Source organism: Actinoalloteichus fjordicus, from assembly GCF_001941625.1.
Taxonomy (GTDB): domain Bacteria; phylum Actinomycetota; class Actinomycetes; order Mycobacteriales; family Pseudonocardiaceae; genus Actinoalloteichus_A; species Actinoalloteichus_A fjordicus.
Map to the genome: position 1 here is coordinate 2875809 of NZ_CP016076.1, position 17303 is coordinate 2893111.

The following is a 17303-nucleotide window of genomic DNA, read 5'->3' on the forward strand; positions in this document are numbered from 1 at the left end:
GCTCAGGCGACGACAGAGGTCTCGACATGCTCTGGCCGGGGGAGCAGCCGGTCGATCTCGGGCATGAGCAGCCGCGCGACGGCGATGAGCCGCTCCGCCGAGTCCGGCGCGACGCCGGGCAGGGAGCGGACGTCGGACAGCGCCTGCTCGATGTGGGCCCTGGCCACGCGGAGGGACTGTTCCGCGGCATCGGTGCGGCCGAGCACGGCGAGGATCTCCTCACGGCGTTGCGGGGTGAACTCGCCCTTGCTGAGCAGGGGCTGCAGCTCGGCGGGCCGCTCGCGCAGTGCGTAGATCACCGGCAGCGTGTAGACCCCGTTGGCCAGGTCCTGCCCGGACTCCTTGCCGGTCACGCCGTTCGGCGCCCAGATGTCGAGCACGTCGTCCCAGATCTGGAAGGCGATGCCGAGGTTGCGGCCGAAGGACCCCATGCCTGCTCTGGCGACCGCGTCCCCGCCTGCCGCTGCCGCGCCGAGCACCGCGCTGGCCTCCATGAGGGCGGCGGTCTTGCCGGTGATGGCGGCGAAGTAGGCGCTCTCCGAGCGGTCGACGTCGTAGAGGTCGAGGCCCTCCTGCAACTGGCCCATGCAGATCGTCTTCAAGGTCTCGCCGATGAGCTGCATCGGCAGGGTGCCCAACGACGCCGCCGTGCCGGTGGCGCAGGCGAGCAGATAGTCACCGGAGATCAGGGCGGTCGCGTCGCCGAACAGCGCGTTGACGGTCGGGTGACCTCGTCGGGTCTCTGCTCGGTCGCACAGGTCGTCATGGCAGAGCGTGGCCAGGTGGAGCAGCTCCACGGTCACGGCGGCGGGGATCACCTCCTCGGCGGACACCTGGTGGTCGACGACGTAGGCCGAGGTCAGCGCGAGTGTCGGCCGGAAGAGCCTGCCCGGCCTGCGGGTGAAATGCTCGAAAGGGCCTCGCGCTCGCTCGTCGCCCACAGTCACCGAATCGATGATCGCCCGCCGCACCGCCGCCAGATCCGTGGTGAGTCGGGGAAAAGAAGAACTGCTCGATGACGACCTGGATGTCATGGTGCACCGCCCCCTTGAAAGACTCAGATGACTTGTTGATCGCTTTCACACTGCCAGTCGGCACAATGGCAGGCAAGACTCCGCGCCGAGTTGAAATTGGTTTTGAGGCGGCGGCGGGAGAGACGCCTGCACTAAGCTCGACTGGGACGAATGGAGTAGTGAATAACAAAGGCGGTTGGCGGTCGATCCGCCGGTCGTCGAAGTTCGCGCAGGTGGCGCGGGAACACCAGGATCACCGATTGTGACGCGATTCGCCGATCGTCACTCCCAGTATGCGGACCGGCTTATTCCCGAGGTCCGATTTCGGCCGCGTTAAATGACGTCTCCTCGGTTGCGGGCGGCGTCGGGTCTGCTCTGGTCGGCTGGTCCCGGCATGGTGCTATTTTCTCGAATCATGAGAGCCCGCTCTCGAATGATGGGAGGCGCCCGGTACGGTCGGGGCGCGGGACGAACGACGGGGAGGGCCCATGACCGCAGAGGCTGATCAGTATGTGCACGGACACCACGACTCGGTGCTGCGGTCCCATCGATGGCGGACGGCGGCCAACTCCGCCGGCTATCTGCTGGATCGGCTGCGGCCCGGCCTCGATCTGCTCGACGTCGGATGCGGTCCCGGCACGATCACCGTCGAGCTGGCCGAGCGGGTGGCTCCCGGCCGGGTCGTCGCAGTCGACGTGGCACCCGTCGCGATCGCGGCCACCCGAGCATTGGCCGAGGATCGCGGTCTGACCGACCTCGAGGTGCGTGCCGACGACGTCTACGCGCTCGATCTGCCGGACGACGCCGTGGACGTAGTCCATGCACACCAGGTGTTGCAGCATCTCGCCGATCCGGTCGGCGCGCTGCGGGAGATGCGTCGGGTGTGCCGCCCCGGTGGACTGGTCGCCGTCCGCGACGCCGACTACGCCGCGATGACCTGGTTCCCTGAGCCGCTTGCGATGCGGGAGTGGCGCTCGGTCTATCGCCGCGTCGCCCGTGCCGCGGGCGGCGAGCCGGACGCGGGCCGTCGACTGTCCTCCTGGGCTCGCCAGGCCGGGTTCACCGACGTCACCGCCACCGCCTCCACCTGGTGCTATGCCGATCCGGACGACCGGGCCTGGTGGAGCGGCCTGTGGGCCGAGCGCATGACCGAGTCCACCGTGGCCGCCCGCGCGCGCCACGAGGGGCACGCGACGGAGGCGGAGCTGCAGCGGATCGCGGCGGGTTGGCGGGAGTGGGCCGAGGACGACGGCGCCTGGTTCGCCGTCCTGCACGGCGAGGTGCTCTGCCGGGCCTGAGGCCGACCGGCCGACGGTCCTCGGCCCGCCGTCGGTTGTCGGCTCGGACGGGCTGCGCCGACGCGGGCGCCCATCGGCCCGGCGGGCACGGAAATCGAGCTGCCTTCGACGCGTGCGCCCGGTTACAGTGCCCAATCGTCGTCCGTCGACCGGCGGTGGCGAAGACGGGGGGATCGGAATGGACGACCTCGTCGCCACCTCCGCCGGTCGGGTGCGCGGCATCGCACGCTCGCCGGAGGTGCTCGCCTTCCTCGGCATCCCCTACGCGGCCCCGCCCTTCGGTGCGGACCGCTTCCGGGCGCCCCGCCCCGCCGCCGGGTGGGCCGGAGTCCGCGACGCTCGGTCCTTCGGGCCCGTCGCGCCGCAGTCCGCGCGGCTGCCCGGCATGCCGACCTGGTCGCCGGGCGACGAGGACGTCCTCACGGTGAACGTCTGGACGCGCCGGCCCGCCGCCGACCGCCCGCCGTCGCCGGTCCTGTGCTGGCTGCACGGCGGGGCGTTCACCTTCGGGTCGGCGGCCCAGCCCGACTTCGACGGGACGACGTTGGCCTCGGCCGGACTCGTGGTGGTCACGTGCAATTACCGGCTGGGCTTCGAGGGCTTCGGGCGGCTCGCGGGATTCCCGGACGATCGAGGGCTGCTCGACCAGCTCGCCGCACTGCACTGGGTTCGAGACGAGATCGCGGCGTTCGGCGGCGATCCCGATCAGGTCACCCTCGCGGGCCAGTCGGCGGGCGCGACCTCGGCGGCCTGCCTGCTGGGGCTGCCCGAGGCACGCGGGCTGTTCCGCCGAGTGATCGCCCACAGTCCCGTCGGGGTGCGTTTCACTCGTGACGCTGCCGACGACGTCGCCGAGCGGATCGCCGCCGTGGCCGGGCTGCCCTCGGTGACTCGCCTGTCCGAGGCATCGCCGCAGACGCTCGTCGCCGCCTCCGACGCGGTGTCGGCCGCCTGCCGTGCGGACCCGGCCGAGGGCCGCCGGTACTACGATTCGGTCCTCTACGGCCCGGTGCCCGCCGACGGCGGGGCCGATGCGCTGCTCGCCGCGTCCCCGGAGGAGCAGCTGCGCACGGGCCTCGCTTCCGACGTCGACCTGCTGGTCTGCCGCACGGCGGACGAGCACTGGCTGCTGCACGCGGTTGACGGCGTGCCGTCGGTGGTCGACGAGGCGGGCTTCGCCGACTTCGTCGCGGCGATGGGCATTCCCGAGGAGATCGTCCTCGGCCTGCGTCGGCGTCGGCCTGCGGCCTCGATCGTCGAGTCCTATCTCGACGTGTTCGGTGAGTTCGTCGTCGGCAGGCCCGCCGCCCGGCTGATCGAGGAGCACGTCGGGGCAGGCGGTCGAGCCTGGTCGGCTCGCTTCGCCCGCCGCCTCGGTCCCGGCGGCCCGGTTCCGGCCTGGCACAACGCCGACCTCCCGTTCGCCTTCGGCAATCTCGACGTGCCGGGGGCGCACTTCCTGATCGGCGGTCCGCCGGGCGAGGCAGACCGGGCACTGTCGCGTCGGATGACGGCGTCCTGGGTCGGTTTCGCGACCGACGGAGATCCCGGCTGGCCCGCCGTGCCCGCCGCCGTCGGGCCATCGCCGACCCGGATCTGGCAGACGCCGCACGACTCGCTCGACCGCCGAGCCGACGACGGCGCCGTCCGGCGCGATACGGTCCGGCCGAACGACACCGCGGGCTGACGGGCACCGGAGCCCGGACACGAAGCGTGTCGGACTCGGTCGAGGAGTGGGCGCGGCCCGGTCGTCGGGTCTGTGGTGCCGAGGCCGGTCCACCCTGTCGAACACCGCGCATGGGGACGTTTCAGCAGGTGGAATGTCCCGCCGTAGATCCCCTCCCGTGATCCTCGACCCCCTCGCCGCCAGGTCCGTCGAGGCCTGCCCCGTACCGGCCGTGATCACCGTGTGTGCTCGGCGGACGTCCCGGACGCGACCGCATCACGAATAGACGTCGGTGCGTCGACAGATCGGCACGGCCGGTCACGGCCCGGTTACCGTTCGACTCGCCGGTGGGGGCTGGCCGACCGGCGGCGGTCCGGGGAGATGGTGCGGGATGAGCCGGTTCACGTCCTGGTGGGGGCATGCGGCGAGACTCCGACGGTTACGAGGCCTGGCGCCCGGCGGCACTCTCGGCTGGCTCGACCCTCGCTACATGCTCTCCAAACCGGGGGAGGAGCGGGCCCGCCGCTTCATCGCCGTGCTCCTGTTCGGTCAGCGGGCCAGCTATCTGCTGCCCGCCCTGGCCGCGTCGCAGGCCGCGAGCTATCACGCCGTCGTCCTCAACGGACTGCTGCTCGCCTGCGCCTTCGGCTGGAACGTCCTCATGGCCGCTGGGATCGGGCGGCGCGGCTGGTTCACCCACGGCATGGTCGCCGTCGACGTCCTGATCGGCTGCGTGCTGCTGGCGGCGGTCACCCGCAACTGTCTGCCGGGCACGGAGTTCACCTCGGTCAACTGGTCGTCGAAGTACGTGCTGGGCACGGCGGCGCTCATCGGGGCGACGCTGGCCCCGAGAGCGGCGATCCTCGTGTCGCTCGCCCCGATGATCGCCTACGTCTGGGCGTTGAGCGGCGGGGGTGCCTCCTTCGCGGTCACGCCGAACATGATCGGCCACCTCAACTCCTGCCTCTGGTTCGGACTGCTGCTGCACTACATGCGCCGTTACCTCTCAGCGCAGTCGCGCATCCTCGACGAGGCCTCGCAGCGCAGGCTCGCGACCGAGGTCGCCAAGGCCGCCGATCAGGCGCGCTTCCACGAGCGCATCGCCCACTACCGCGCCCTGCACGACACGGCGCTGGCGACCCTGACCGCCATCGCACGCGGCGGGCTCGACCATCGCACGGATCAGGTGCGGCGGCGGTGCGCCAAGGATGCCGACTACATCCGGCGGCTGATCGTCGAGGACTCCGCGGGCGGCTTCACCGGCCTCGGCGACAAACTCGCCGAGGTCATCGCCGACGCGGAGGGGCTCGGGCTGCGCGTGCACTACCTGCCGGGCACCCTGCCCGGTCATCTTCCCCGACATGTCGTCGAGGCCGTCGCCGACGCCTGCCGGGAGGGGCTCAACAACGTCGCCCGGCATGCCCGCTCACCCGAGGCGTGGGTGACCGTCGACTGGGAGGACGCCGAACTCACCCTGCGAGTCGTCGACCGGGGCGTCGGCTTCGATCCGGACACCACGCCGAGGGGCCTCGGGCTCGGCCGCTCGGTGATCGATCGCATGCAGGAGGTCGGCGGCCGCGTGGAGTTGTTCTCGATGTTCGGCGAGGGAACCTGTCTGGAACTCTCGTGGCGGCAGGAGATCCGGCCCGCCCTGGCGACGACGGGAGTCGCCGGAGCCCGGTCGCGCCAGTGAGGACCGGGGCTCCGTCGCCGCGCACCGGCGGCGGAGCAGACCCGGCGACGGCGGCCGGTCCGTCTCAGCTCAGCGGATAGCGGGCGAGGCCGTCCTCACGGACCCGGTTGGCCAGGTCCAGCTTGGTGTAGGTGGCGCGGCCCAGTTCGCGGTACTTCTCCTTCACCTTCGCGAGGTACTTCTTCGCGGTCGCAGGCTGCACCCCGGCGCGTCGTGCCGCCGCCGTCAACGTCATCCCGGAGGCGTAGGCGACGAGCACGGCCCGCTCCTGCGCGGCCAGGCGGGGTCGTTCCGGCCTGGTGTCTCGAGACCATGAGTAGGCGAGTTCGGTGGAGTAGACGGTCTCCCCGGCCGCGACCTGTCGGATCGCGTCGGCCAGCACGTCGAGCGCGTGATCCTTGGTGAGGTAGCCCAGCGCCCCCGCCCGGACGACGTCCACCCCGTGCTCGACGTGCGGCACCACGCTGGCCACCAGGACCTGGACGTCGGCCGTGACCAGACGGCGGACGTTCTCGACGGGATCGGAGCGGTCGGCGAGCAGCAGGTCCAGCACCACCACCTGCGGGCGGGCTCCCGGTGCGGCCAGGAGTTCGTCCACCGTGCGCATCGTGCCGAGCAGCCGCAGGTCGGGCACGGACGACAACCAGGCGGCCAGCCCGTCCAACAGCATCTGGTCGTCGTCGACGAACGAGACCGTGATCATGCGGCGTCGATGTCGTCGGGACACGGGCCCTCGTCGTTCTCGCCGTGTGACGGCAGCGGTGCAGACCCGGATCGCCGTTCGCTCCCCATCGAACCCCCCTGTTCGCGGAATCGCGCGCTTCGATTCCCTGGAGCATAGGCGGTCCTGCACGAATTCCACGAGTGATCGGGCTGATTCGCGATAATTCGCCTAGCGGTCCCGCCCGCATCGCGTCAACACCTCCGAAAAGGGGGCTGGGAAGGCCTTCCCGACTCCCGCAGGATCAGCATCGTCCGGTCGAGAAGAGGCCGAGATCCGAGGAACGCCGATCCGGGGGGAGCCACGATGCGCGAGTTCTGGCTGATGTTCGCCAGCAGCGAGTATTACCTCCCGCTGGACCAGCTCGCCGACCCCGGAACCCGATACCGGCCCGCCACGGTGCCGCCGGACTGGACGGCGACGCCGCTGGACTGCTGGCTCGCCTGGTCGGCGCCCGACGTGCGCTCGGTGGAACAGGGCTGGAAGATCCACGTCTCCAGTGCGCTGCCGGACGCCCAGACCACGCTGGACGTGGTCGCCGAGATCTGTTTCGAAGAACGCGTTCGATTCAAGCACCTCGCCGCGGAACAGTTCTTCCTCGCGTTACATCACAAGCACGGACCTCGTCCACAGGCGGGGAAGTTCTGCGCGCTCTATCCCCCCGACGTCGAGACCGCACGGCACCTGATGGATCGACTCGTCGAACGACGGCGAGAAGCCGAGGCGCCGCACATCCTCACCGACCGGCGCTATCGCGACTCGACCTCGGTTCATTACCGATACGGCGGATTCTCGCCGCGCGCCAGGCTGCTCTCCGACGGCACCCGTCAGTCGCTGCTTCTCGACGGCACGGGACAGGCGATCGCCGACGAGCGGCAGCCCTACTTCACCCTGCCCCCGGGAGTGACCGACCCCTTCGTGACGGAGTCCGGACCCGATCATCAGGGCTCCGTGGTCCTCGCCGGTCGGTACCGCGTCGAGAAGGCGATCCGGCACAGCAACGCGGGCGGCAGCTACCAGGCGGTGGACGAGCGGAGCGGCCGCACGGTGTTCGTCAAGGAGGCCCGCGCACACAACGGGCTGACCTGGGACGGGATCGAAGCACAGACCCGCCTTCGCCGGGAACACCGCACTCTCGTCGAGCTGCACGCTGCCGATCCGGGCCTCGCCCCGGAGCCGATCGACTACTTCCGTGCGTGGGAGCACGAGTTCATGGTCACCGAGCACGTGCCCGGCACCCCGATGGTGACCTGGAGCGGCACCTACAACCGGCTGATCAGGCCCGCGACCACGCCAGAGGATCGGCTCGCCTATGTCAGGCGGGCTCACGGCGTCCTCACCGAGCTGCGCAGCATCATGGACCGGCTGCGCGCCGTGGGCAGGCGGTTCGGCGACCTCAGCCCCGGCAACGTGCTGATCGACTCGGATGACGCCGTGCGGCTGGTGGACTTCGAGGCCACGGCGCTGCTCACCGACCCGGAGATTCAGCTCGGCACCGAGGGCTTCTCACCGCCGAGGACCCTGGTCGCCGAGGGGGTGGACTCGGACTCCTACGGGTTCGCCGCCCTGGCCCTGCTCCTGTTGTTCCCGCTCCAACGGCTCATGGAGATCGACGGCGCGGGCCGCGTCGAACTGCTCACCCGCGATCTCGGCCTCGACGACGTCGCGGCGTCCCCCGCCGACGAGCTGTGGGGTGCCGCGCTGCGGTACTACGACACCACCACCCGCACCGTCTCCGCCGCGGCGGCGACCGCTTCCGGCGCGGCAGGGGAGGGGATTCCCGCGCTGGTGGCCGCCGCTCGTGCGCACCGCCCCCTGCCAGGACCGGCGGACCTCGACGAGCGGCCGATCGAGTCGCTGCTGGCACTCTCCGAGGACCTCGCCGCCGGAATACTCGCGATGGCGCGCCCCGAACGAGACGACTGGCTCTTCCCGCCGTCTCCCGGCGGATACCGCACCAACACGGTGTGCGTCGCCTACGGCACGGCGGGGGTCCTGCACGCGCTGCACCACGCGGGCACGACCGTGCCCGAGGAGATCCGCGTCCGGTTCCGTCGGGACGCCCTCGCGGTGCGGGACGAGCTCGCCCCCGGCCTGCACGTCGGGACGGCAGGCCTGTCCTGGGTGCTCGCCGAACTCGGCGAACTGGACGAGGCACGCGAACTGATCGACCACGCGCAACGGCATGTACTGACCCGCGAGTCGATCAACCTGGAGGGCGGTGCCGCAGGCGTCGGCCTCGCCCAGCTCGCCCTGCATCGTCGGACCGGCGACGAGAAGCAGCTGCTGGCCGCCGCGGACCTGGGCGAGTGGCTCTGCGAACTCGACGACCCGGTCGGGCTGTTGGGACGAATCCTGCCCGGACTGCTGCGCGGCCGCAGCGGGGTGGCCCTGTTCTTGCATCAACTGGCCGTGGAGACCGGTGAGGACCGGTTCCGGCGCGCGGGCCTCGACCTGATCCACGCCGAGCTCGACGGGGTCGTGCAGACCCCGAACGGTGATCTGTCCTTCGAGGAGCGTGCCGAGATGCGCAGACAGCTGCCCTACCTCGGGGCCGGTTCGGCAGGCGTCGCCCTCGTGCTGGGCCGATATGCCGCCGACGACGAACGCTGCCGGACCATGCTGCCCGGCATCGCCGCCGACTGCGCGGTGAGCTGTGCGATCGACCCCGGCCTCTACCAGGGCCTGGCGGGCGGCGCCTACGCCTGGTCCGAGCACGCCGACCGAGCAGGCGCGGGGCGCGAGGCAGCACGGGACACCGCGCTCCGACTGGCCACCGGCCTCGTCAAGTACGTCGTGCGGCACCGCGACGGACTCCGGGTCCTCGGCGGCTCCGTCACCCGATTCACGGCCGACCTGCACAGCGGCTCGGCAGGTGTGCTGCTGGCCCTGCACCGCGTCGTGCACGGCCCCGCCGACCAGTTCTTCACCCTCGACGAACGGAGAGGAGGTGACATGACATGACCGAGATCCTCGCGCTTCAGCAGCTCGTCGACGACAGCGACAGCGAGTTGGTTCCCTGCAGCTCCGTCAGCGTGGTCTGCAGCAACGACAACATCCAGTGATGTTCCTGCGGTGAACCACCGACCCCGCGGGACTCGGCCCCACCACCGAGCCCCGCGGGGTCCGCCGCGACACAGCGGCAGAGAGGACCGAGATGCGACGCGACCTGCGGCTGTACTGGATCGGTCAGAGCAGCACGAGCGTCGGCTCCGCCTTCACTGCTGTGGCCATTCCCCTGATCGCCGTGCAGACGGTCGGGGCGACCGGCGTCCAGATGGGGCTGCTCACCGCCGCGAGCAGTCTCAGCGTCCTGTTGTTCGGCCTGCCACTGGCCACGCTCGCCGATCGGCTGCCCCGGAAGCGACCGTGGCTGATCGGCGCGGAACTCGTCGCCGCAGCCGCCGTCGGCGTCGTCGCGCTCGGCGTCGCCGGGAACTGGGTCGACGTCGGGCTGCTCGCCGCGTTCGCCTTCGTCCTCGGCTGCCTGGGCGCCCTCACCGAGGCCGTCTACTTCGCCCACCTCGGCAGCATCGTGGACCGCGACGGCCAGACCAGGGCACGCGCACACCTGCAGAGCGGGGAGTTCGTCGGCGACCTGACCGGCCGAGGACTCGCCGGTCCGCTCATCGCGATCACCGGTCCGGTCGGCGCCCTGCTCGTCAACATCGGCACCCGCCTGATCAGTGCACTGTGCCTGGTGCGGATCGCCGCCCCGGAACGGCCGACGTCCCCCACGGGCAGGCGAGTGCGCCCGGCCGACCTGCTGGCAGGCTTCCGAGCGATCGGCGACAGCCCGTACCTGCGCAGGCTCGCACCGTTCCTCGCGGTCAGCCAGGTGATGCGGGGAATGGTCGCAGCGCTGACGGCGCTCTTCGTGCTCACGGTCCTGGAGGTTCCCGCTCTCTGGTACGGCGCCCTGTTCGTGGTCAGCGGCCTGTGCGGACTGGCGGGCAGCCTCGTCGCGGCCCGGCTCGCCGACCGGGTCGTCCCGCAGCGGCTGGCCACCGTCGGCTTCGCGGGAGTCGCCGCCACCACCGCCCTGCTGCCGCTCGCCTCGGGACCGCTGCCGCTGGCGATGGCGGTGGCGGCCTTCGGGCTGGGCCTGCCGATCTTCTGCGGGGCCGTGGCCAACGTGGGCATGGTCGGCTTCGCGGGTCGGGAGCTGGGGGAGGAGGTGCTGGGCCGGTTCTCGGCGAGCTTTCAACTCGTCGGCACCCTCGCCTTCATCCTCGGCTCGGTGGCCGCAGGTCTCCTCTCCGAGATCATCGGAATCCGTCCGACGTTGTGGGCTGCCGTCGTCATCGGTCTGCTCGCCCTGATCCTGCTGCCCGCCGCTCGGCACGGCGCCGGGCCCCAGACGGCGGCGCCCCGGACTGCGACGCCCCGGCCTGAGACCTCCCAGTCGGACACCTCCCAGTCGGAGACCTCCCAGTCTGAGACGTCTCAGACTGCGACGCCCCGCACCGAGCCGGACCGGACTGTTCAGCCGCAGGCGGCGGCACCTCGGACCACGGCTGCCCGCCGGACCGGCACCGGACCCGATGCAGTCGTTCCCCGCTCCGCCTCCGCCTCGCCGGCTGCCGAGACGACTCGGTCGACAGCCTGGGACGGCGATCCCGATCGACGGGCCGTCGCCGAGAGCCCGACCACCACGGCGGCGGACAACCGCCCCGAGGTCGCCCGATGAACGCCTACCCGCCCGCCCCCCGAGGCACGGAGGTCGACGTGCTGCACGGGCGCGTCGTGCCCGATCCGTATCGGAGCCTGGAGCACGAGACCGGGGACACCGTGGAGTGGACTGCCGCGCAGGGGCGGCTCGTCGACGCCTACTTCCGTGACTGCCGGGTGCGCAGGCGGTTCGCCGATCGGCTCGAGGAGTCGGACGTGCGACCGGAGCCCACGTCGATGCGGTTCGGCGACCGCGAGTTCCTGCCCCCGTCGGGCGACGGCGCGGACGGCGGGCTGAGAATGCGCCGTGCCGACGGGTCGGTCGTGACCGTCTGCGACCCGAGGGAGATCGATCCCGTCGGCCACCCGGTGCTGGACCGCTTCGCGCCGTCCCCCGACGGCCGCGTGGTGGCGTGTCAGCTCTCCCGGCGAGGCGTCGAGTACGGGGCGATCCTGGTGATCGACGCCGACACCGGCACGATCCTCGACGGCCCGGTCGGACCGACGCGGTACTCCTCCATCGCCTGGCTGCCCGACTGCTCCGCCTTCTTCTACGTGTCGCAGGAGCCTGCGTCCGTCGCGTCGGCGGGTACCCGCCCCGTCGTCGCACTGCACCGACTCGACAGCCGACGCGCGGCGAGGCCCGCGCGCGGCGCGGGACTCGCCGCCCGCGAACCGACGTCGCAGGCAGGCGGCTTGGACGCGGTCCGCGTCCCCGAGAACTCCGGCGCGACCCGGCCGGGTGTCGAGACGCCGATCACGGCCGAACCGGACGTGGTGCCCGCAGGTCTCCTGGCCGCGATCACCGTGGCGACCGAGGGAGCCGCCGCGATCTCACTGCGGATCGACCGGGGCCGGTGGCTCCTGCTGCACTGCGGGTCTGCCGCAGGCGGCGGCAACCGAGTCTGGCTGGCCGACCTCGCCGATCCCACCGCGTTCGCCGACCCCGTCCGCCCCCTGATCCGCTGCGTCACCGAGGGGATCGACGCGCGCACCCACGCCGAGATCGGACCGGACGGCCTGCTGTATCTGCTGACCACACACCGCGCGCCGAACCGGCGGTTGTGTCGTGTCGAGCCTGCGGACCCGCATCCCGAGCACTGGCGGGAGGTGGTGCCCGCGCTGCCCGACGCGACGCTGGCCTCGGTGACCCTCCTCGAGGGCACACCCGTGCTGCTCGTCCTCCGGCTGCTGGGCGGCGCCCACGAGGCAGCCCTGCATGACCGGGCGACCGGGCGGCGGCTCAGGACGATCACGCTGCCGGGGCCAGGTCGGGTCGGGCAGATCGTCGAGACCGGGCATCGGGAGGTCCGGTTCGTCTACACGGACTTCGTCACGCCGCCGACCCGGCTGCGCTGCGACCTCGTCACCGGCTTCTGTCTGGCGATCACCCGGCAGGCGAGCCGACCGAGTCCCGCGACGGCCGTCCGACAGGTCCGGTATCGCTCGGCCGACGGCACCCCGGTCCGCCTGTTCCTGCTCGGCAGGACCGCCGACCTCGCGGTGCGGCCTCGTAGCCCTCTGCCCACCCTGCTCACCGCCTACGGCGGCTTCGGCATCCCCACTGTGCCCGCCTACGACCCGGAGCTGCTCGCCTGGGTGGCCGAAGGCGGCCTCGTGGCGATCGCCTGCGTGCGCGGCGGCGGTGACGAGGGTGCGGCCTGGCATCGGGCGGGGAGGTCGGAGCGGAAGCAGAACACCTTCGACGACCTCCACGCCGCCGCCGAGTGGCTGATCGCGGACGGACACACCTCGCCGGACCGGCTCGGCCTGCTGGGGTCGAGCAACGGCGGTCTCCTCGTCGGCACGGCGATCACCCAGCGCCCCGACCTGTTCGCCGCAGGGGTCGCGCGGGGAGCGGTGCTGGACATGATCCGTTCCGAGCAGTTCGGCCTCGGCCCGCTCTGGCGCGGCGAGTACGGCAGCGTCCGTGACGAGTCCCAGTTCCTGGCGCTGCTGGCCTACTCGCCGTACCACCGGGTTCGCCCGGGCATCGGGTATCCCGCGACGCTCTTCGTCGTCGCCGACGGGGACACCAGAGTGCATCCGATGCACGCCCGCAAGACGTGTGCGGCGATGCAGCACGCGGACCCCGCAGGCAGGCCGGTCCTCTTGCGCGCCCTGCCCGATGCCGGACATGTCGAGCACTCGCGGCACCGTGCGGCCGCCGTCGCCGCCGAGACCCTCGCCTTCCTCGCCAGGGAGACGGGTCTCCTCGGGGCGGCGGGCTTCGCCGAGGCGGCCGGGCCGGTTCGGGGGGCGGGCTCCTCGGGGGAGACGGGTCTCGCCGCATCGCCGTCCGGCCGCCCGCCCCGACGAGCCGGGGCGCATCAGGACTCCTCGACGGGGCTTCCGTCGAGGTCGTCACACCGGAACACTAGGAGGGAAACACCATGAACAGTGTGCGACGCGCACTCGTCTCGACCGCGTTGGCGGGGGCCATGGCACTCGGCGGCACAGCGATCGCCTCGGCCGCTCCCGCCATCACGGCGGCGCCCGGCGCCTCGTCGGTGTCCGCTGCCGAGACGACCGCTGCCGCCGGGTGGTTCACCGGCTACGGCTCCGGCGCGATCGAGTTCCTCGCCGTGTTCCAGGCCGAGAATCAGGCCTACCAGTGGGCCTGGATTCACGGCGGCTTCGAGCGCTGGCAGTGCAGTGTCACCAGCACTCAGGTCACCCCGTTCCTCAACGGGTTCAACGCGCAGGTGACGGTGTACTGCTTCTGATCCGTCTCGATCGGAGCCTGCCCGACGAAAGGCGTCACCCGACGGGGGCGGGCGTGCCGGGCCGGTACCAGAGCGCAAGATCTCCGTAGGCGCGGCTCGGACACCGACGGTGTGTCCGAGCCGCGTTTCGTTCGTGGTCGAGGCGGCCCCGTGCCGCCTGGTCTCGGGCCGGACGATCAGTGTGCTGCTCCAGGGCCTGGTTCGGGGCGGGTGCCCTCGATTCGTCGCCGGGCCGCGCCCGCAGCCTGCCCAGCACGGCGAGTCGCGGCCCGCAGGGCTCGGACACCGGGGTGAGCGGGGCGGCTTCCGGGCCGGGATGCGAGGATCGGGCCTCGTGAAGACGTTCGACGAGCTGTTCGCGGAACTACGTGATCGCGCCGCCACCCGTCCTGCGGGTTCCGGCACCGTCGCCGCCCTGGATGCCGGGGTCCATGCGCAGGGCAAGAAGGTGCTGGAAGAGGCGGGCGAGGTCTGGATCGCGGCCGAGCATGAGTCCGACGAGCGACTCGCCGAGGAGATCTCCCAGCTTCTCTACCGCCTTCAGGTGTTGATGATCGGTCGTGGGATCGACACCGCCGACGTATACCGCCACCTGTGAGCCGGAGGAGTCACCACATGTTGCGTGTCGCCATCCCCAACAAGGGCTCCCTCGCCGAGAAGGCGTCGGAGATGCTGGCCGAGGCGGGCTACCGCCGCAGGCCCGGCCCCAAGGACCTCACCGTGCTCGACACGGTCAACGAGGTCGAGTTCTTCTTCCTTCGACCCAAGGACATCGCCGTCTACGTCGGCTCCGGCCGACTGGACATGGGAATCACCGGTCGTGACCTGGCCCTGGACTCCGAGGCGCCGGTCAGGGAACGGCTGGGCCTTGGTTTCGGCGGCTCCACCTTCCGGTACGCCGCGCCCGCAGGCCGAGAGTGGACGGTCGCCGACCTCGCGGGAAGGCGGATCGCCACCTCCTATCCTCGGCTGGTCCGCAGCGACCTCCTTCGGCACGGCGTGGAGGCCGAGGTCATCCGCCTGGAAGGCGCGGTGGAGATCTCGGTGCAGCTCGACGTCGCCGACGCGGTCGCCGACGTCGTGGAGTCGGGTGTCACCCTGCGCCAGCACGGCCTGGTGGCCTTCGGCGCCCCGATCTGCGTCTCCGAGGCGGTACTGCTGGAAGGCGTGGACGCCGAGGACAACCCGGCCAGGGCGCAGCTCGCCGCCCGGCTGCAGGGTGTGGTGATCGCGCAGCAGTATCTGATGCTCGACTACAACTGCCCGGCGGCGCTGCTGCCGGAGGCGATCCACGTCGCTCCCGGCCTGGAGTCGCCGACGGTCTCCACGCTGGCCGAACAGGACTGGAACGCGGTACGCGTGATGGTGCCCAGGAAGCAGGCCAACGAGGTGATGGATCAGCTCGCCGTCCTCGGTGCCAAGGCGATCCTCGCCTCGGACATCCGCTTCTGTCGGCTGTGACGACGCGCCCCGCGCTCCGACCGGGCGCGGGCGGTGCTCCGCTCACCTCCGGTGGGCACGCACCGCTTGCGGAAGGCTGACGCCGCACCGTCGAGCGAAGTCATGCCGGGCGGACCGGCCGTGACCAGGTCGTACTCGGACCTGGTCACGGCCTGCGTCGTTCAGATCAGATCTCGCCTGCCTGCCAGCGGGCGACCACCGCGCCGATCTCCGCGTGCAGGGCGGCCTTGCGCTCCGCAGGCAGGAAGGACGCGGTGACGCCGTTGCGGGCCAGCAGCGCGAGCTGTTCCGGGGCCAGACCGATCTCGTGCGCGGTGCGGTACTCGTTGGTCAGGTCGGTGCCGAACATCGGCGGGTCGTCGGAGTTGAGCGTGACGAAGACGCCCTCGGCGAGCATCTGCGGCAGCGGGTGCTCCGCTGCGGTCGCGACCATGCGGGTCGCGACGTTCGAGGTCGGCGAGACGTCGACCGGGAGCTGCGTGTCGCGCAGGTAGGCGACCAGTTCCGGGTCCTGCATACTCCCGATGCCGTGTCCGATGCGCTCGGCGTGCAGGGTGCGGATGGCCGACCAGACGCGGTCCGGGCCGTGCGTCTCGCCCGCGTGCGGGAGGCTGTGCAGCCCGGCTGCCCTCGCCTTGGCGAAGATGTCGACGAACGGGTCTCGCTCGACCTCGATGCCGCCGACGCCGAAACCGATCACGGAGTCCGGACCGACGTCGAGGACCTCCTTGAGCGTCTGCTCGCCCGCCTCGACGCCGTAGTGACCCGGGAAGTCGGGAATCCAGGTCAGCGTGATCCCGTGCTCCTGCTCGGCCTGTCTGCGCCCCGCCTCGATCCCCGCGAAGACGACCTCGGCGGGCACGTCGCGCTCCAGATGGTTGAGCAGGCTGAGATGGACCTCGGCGTGCCGGACGTTCTGGCGGGCGAGGTTGCGCGCGGTCTCCAACGTGAGCAGCGCGAAGTCCTCCTCGTCCCGCAGCGCCTGCACCGACGTCAGGTACACGTCGATGAAGTGCGGGAAGTCGCGGAACGCGTACCACTCGCGCAACGCGTCCAGGGTGGCGGGCACGGCGGGCAGGTCGTGTTTGCGCGCCAGCGTCAGCAGGGTGGTCGGGGCGATCGAGCCCTCGAGGTGGACGTGGAGTTCGACCTTGGGCAGCGCGTCGATCAAGGTGTGGACGGAGCGGGTGGACTCGGGCATGACGAAGCTCCCTGACCGGGTGGGGGTGGAGTGAGTGTCTGCGAGACGAGCGGCGCGACGAACGGCCTGCTCGTCGCCGGTTCAGGGTGCGAGGTCTCCGCGTTCGTGATCCTCCCCGTACAGGGGCAGAGGAGGCGGCTCGGGGAACGGACGCATGCCCCGCACTGTAGCCGGCCGGTCTGTCTCGTGTCACTCGTCTTCGGAGATCGCGCGAGCGGCGTCCGGGGAGTCTGCCTGCCCCCGAGGCGATCTCGGCGGGCGGCAGGCTTCGGCGGGACGGTGTGGCCGACGGGCGCCGACCTGCCTGCCGACGTCTGGCGGCGGCACGGAGTCCGGCCGGCGACGAGCACGCGCCGGTATCGGAGCAGCCGCGCAGTCCGCTTCGAGGGCCGCTCGCGGCGGCGGAGATCGAGCATGCCGATCCGTGCGGCGTCGCTCGTCGTCGCGGTCGTCGTGCGGGATGCGGCGCCGTCGCCCCCTCGCGCGAGACTCGGTCTCCCCGCCATGTCGACCGAGCAAGGACAACGTGATGATCCTCGAAGCCGCCACCCTCGACGTGATCCCCGACCGCGAGGCCGAGTTCGAACTCGCCTTCGCCCAGGCGCGACCGCTCATCTCCGCGTCGCCGGGCTTCCTCGGCCTCGATCTGAGCCGATGTCTGGAGCAGCCGGGGCGCTACCTGCTGCTCGTCCGGTGGGCCACCTTGGAGGATCACACGGTCGGCTTCCGGCAGGGGCCGGACTACCCGAGGTGGCGCGAGCTGCTGCACCACTTCTACGACCCGTTCCCCACCGTCGAGCACTACGCGTCGGTGCTGCCCGACGTGGCGGCTGTCCACTGACACCCGAGCTGA

Annotated in this window: 14 protein-coding genes; 11 read left to right on the forward strand and 3 right to left on the reverse strand. The window is 71.4% G+C overall.

Going from position 1 to position 17303, the window contains the following annotated elements; all coding sequences use genetic code 11:
- Positions 1-2: 2 nt before the first annotated feature.
- Positions 3-947, reverse strand: a complete 945-nt coding sequence (locus UA74_RS12845) for a polyprenyl synthetase family protein (protein ID WP_198043006.1) — start codon at positions 945-947, stop codon at positions 3-5.
- A gap of 554 nt (positions 948-1501) precedes the next feature.
- On the opposite strand from UA74_RS12845, the gene UA74_RS12850 reads away from it, so the two are divergent.
- From UA74_RS12850 to UA74_RS12860, 3 genes are all read left to right on the forward strand, one after another.
- Positions 1502-2311 carry a methyltransferase domain-containing protein gene (locus tag UA74_RS12850; protein WP_075740446.1) on the forward strand — a complete coding sequence of 270 codons (810 nt, stop codon included), beginning with the start codon at positions 1502-1504 and terminating at the stop codon, positions 2309-2311.
- A gap of 178 nt (positions 2312-2489) precedes the next feature.
- Positions 2490-3998: a carboxylesterase/lipase family protein gene (locus UA74_RS12855; protein WP_075764416.1), complete on the forward strand. Its 1509-nt coding sequence runs from the start codon at positions 2490-2492 to the stop codon at positions 3996-3998.
- Between the two features lie 370 nt (positions 3999-4368).
- Positions 4369-5670 carry a sensor histidine kinase gene (locus UA74_RS12860; protein ID WP_075740448.1) on the forward strand — a complete coding sequence of 434 codons (1302 nt, stop codon included), beginning with the start codon at positions 4369-4371 and terminating at the stop codon, positions 5668-5670.
- Positions 5671-5734: 64 nt separating this feature from the next.
- Here the strand turns inward: UA74_RS12860 and UA74_RS12865 are convergent, their stop codons facing one another.
- The gene (locus tag UA74_RS12865; RefSeq protein ID WP_075740449.1) at positions 5735-6373 is read right to left on the reverse strand and encodes a transcriptional regulator; all 639 of its coding nucleotides are present in this window, start codon (positions 6371-6373) and stop codon (positions 5735-5737) included.
- Positions 6374-6697: 324 nt separating this feature from the next.
- Between UA74_RS12865 and lanKC the strand changes: the two genes are divergently transcribed.
- The 7 genes from lanKC (at position 6698) to hisG (ending at position 15249) form a co-directional block, all read left to right on the forward strand.
- Complete coding sequence (gene lanKC / locus UA74_RS12870; protein WP_075740450.1) at positions 6698-9355, forward strand: class III lanthionine synthetase LanKC; 2658 nt, start codon at positions 6698-6700, stop codon at positions 9353-9355.
- The gene (locus UA74_RS32790) at positions 9352-9456 is read left to right on the forward strand and encodes a class III lanthipeptide (RefSeq protein WP_198043007.1); all 105 of its coding nucleotides are present in this window, start codon (positions 9352-9354) and stop codon (positions 9454-9456) included. The genes lanKC and UA74_RS32790 overlap by 4 nt, the downstream gene beginning before the upstream one ends.
- Before the next feature lie 92 nt (positions 9457-9548).
- Positions 9549-11081: an MFS transporter gene (locus UA74_RS12875; protein ID WP_075740451.1), complete on the forward strand. Its 1533-nt coding sequence runs from the start codon at positions 9549-9551 to the stop codon at positions 11079-11081.
- Positions 11078-13459, forward strand: a complete 2382-nt coding sequence (locus UA74_RS12880; RefSeq protein ID WP_075764418.1) for a prolyl oligopeptidase family serine peptidase — start codon at positions 11078-11080, stop codon at positions 13457-13459. Before UA74_RS12875 ends, UA74_RS12880 begins: the two co-directional genes overlap by 4 nt.
- Positions 13456-13788: a hypothetical protein gene (locus tag UA74_RS12885; protein ID WP_075740453.1), complete on the forward strand. Its 333-nt coding sequence runs from the start codon at positions 13456-13458 to the stop codon at positions 13786-13788. Before UA74_RS12880 ends, UA74_RS12885 begins: the two co-directional genes overlap by 4 nt.
- A gap of 334 nt (positions 13789-14122) precedes the next feature.
- The gene (locus UA74_RS12890; RefSeq protein WP_075743751.1) at positions 14123-14386 is read left to right on the forward strand and encodes a phosphoribosyl-ATP diphosphatase; all 264 of its coding nucleotides are present in this window, start codon (positions 14123-14125) and stop codon (positions 14384-14386) included.
- A gap of 17 nt (positions 14387-14403) precedes the next feature.
- Positions 14404-15249, forward strand: a complete 846-nt coding sequence (hisG, locus tag UA74_RS12895) for an ATP phosphoribosyltransferase (RefSeq protein ID WP_075740454.1) — start codon at positions 14404-14406, stop codon at positions 15247-15249.
- 166 nt (positions 15250-15415) lie between these two features.
- Here hisG and add read toward each other — a convergent pair whose 3' ends face one another.
- A complete protein-coding gene (gene add / locus UA74_RS12900; protein ID WP_075740455.1) occupies positions 15416-16450 on the reverse strand; it encodes an adenosine deaminase in 1035 nt (344 codons plus the stop codon).
- Positions 16451-16979: 529 nt separating this feature from the next.
- Here add and UA74_RS12905 point away from each other — a divergent pair.
- Complete coding sequence (locus UA74_RS12905; RefSeq protein ID WP_075740456.1) at positions 16980-17291, forward strand: antibiotic biosynthesis monooxygenase family protein; 312 nt, start codon at positions 16980-16982, stop codon at positions 17289-17291.
- Positions 17292-17303 lie beyond the last annotated feature (12 nt).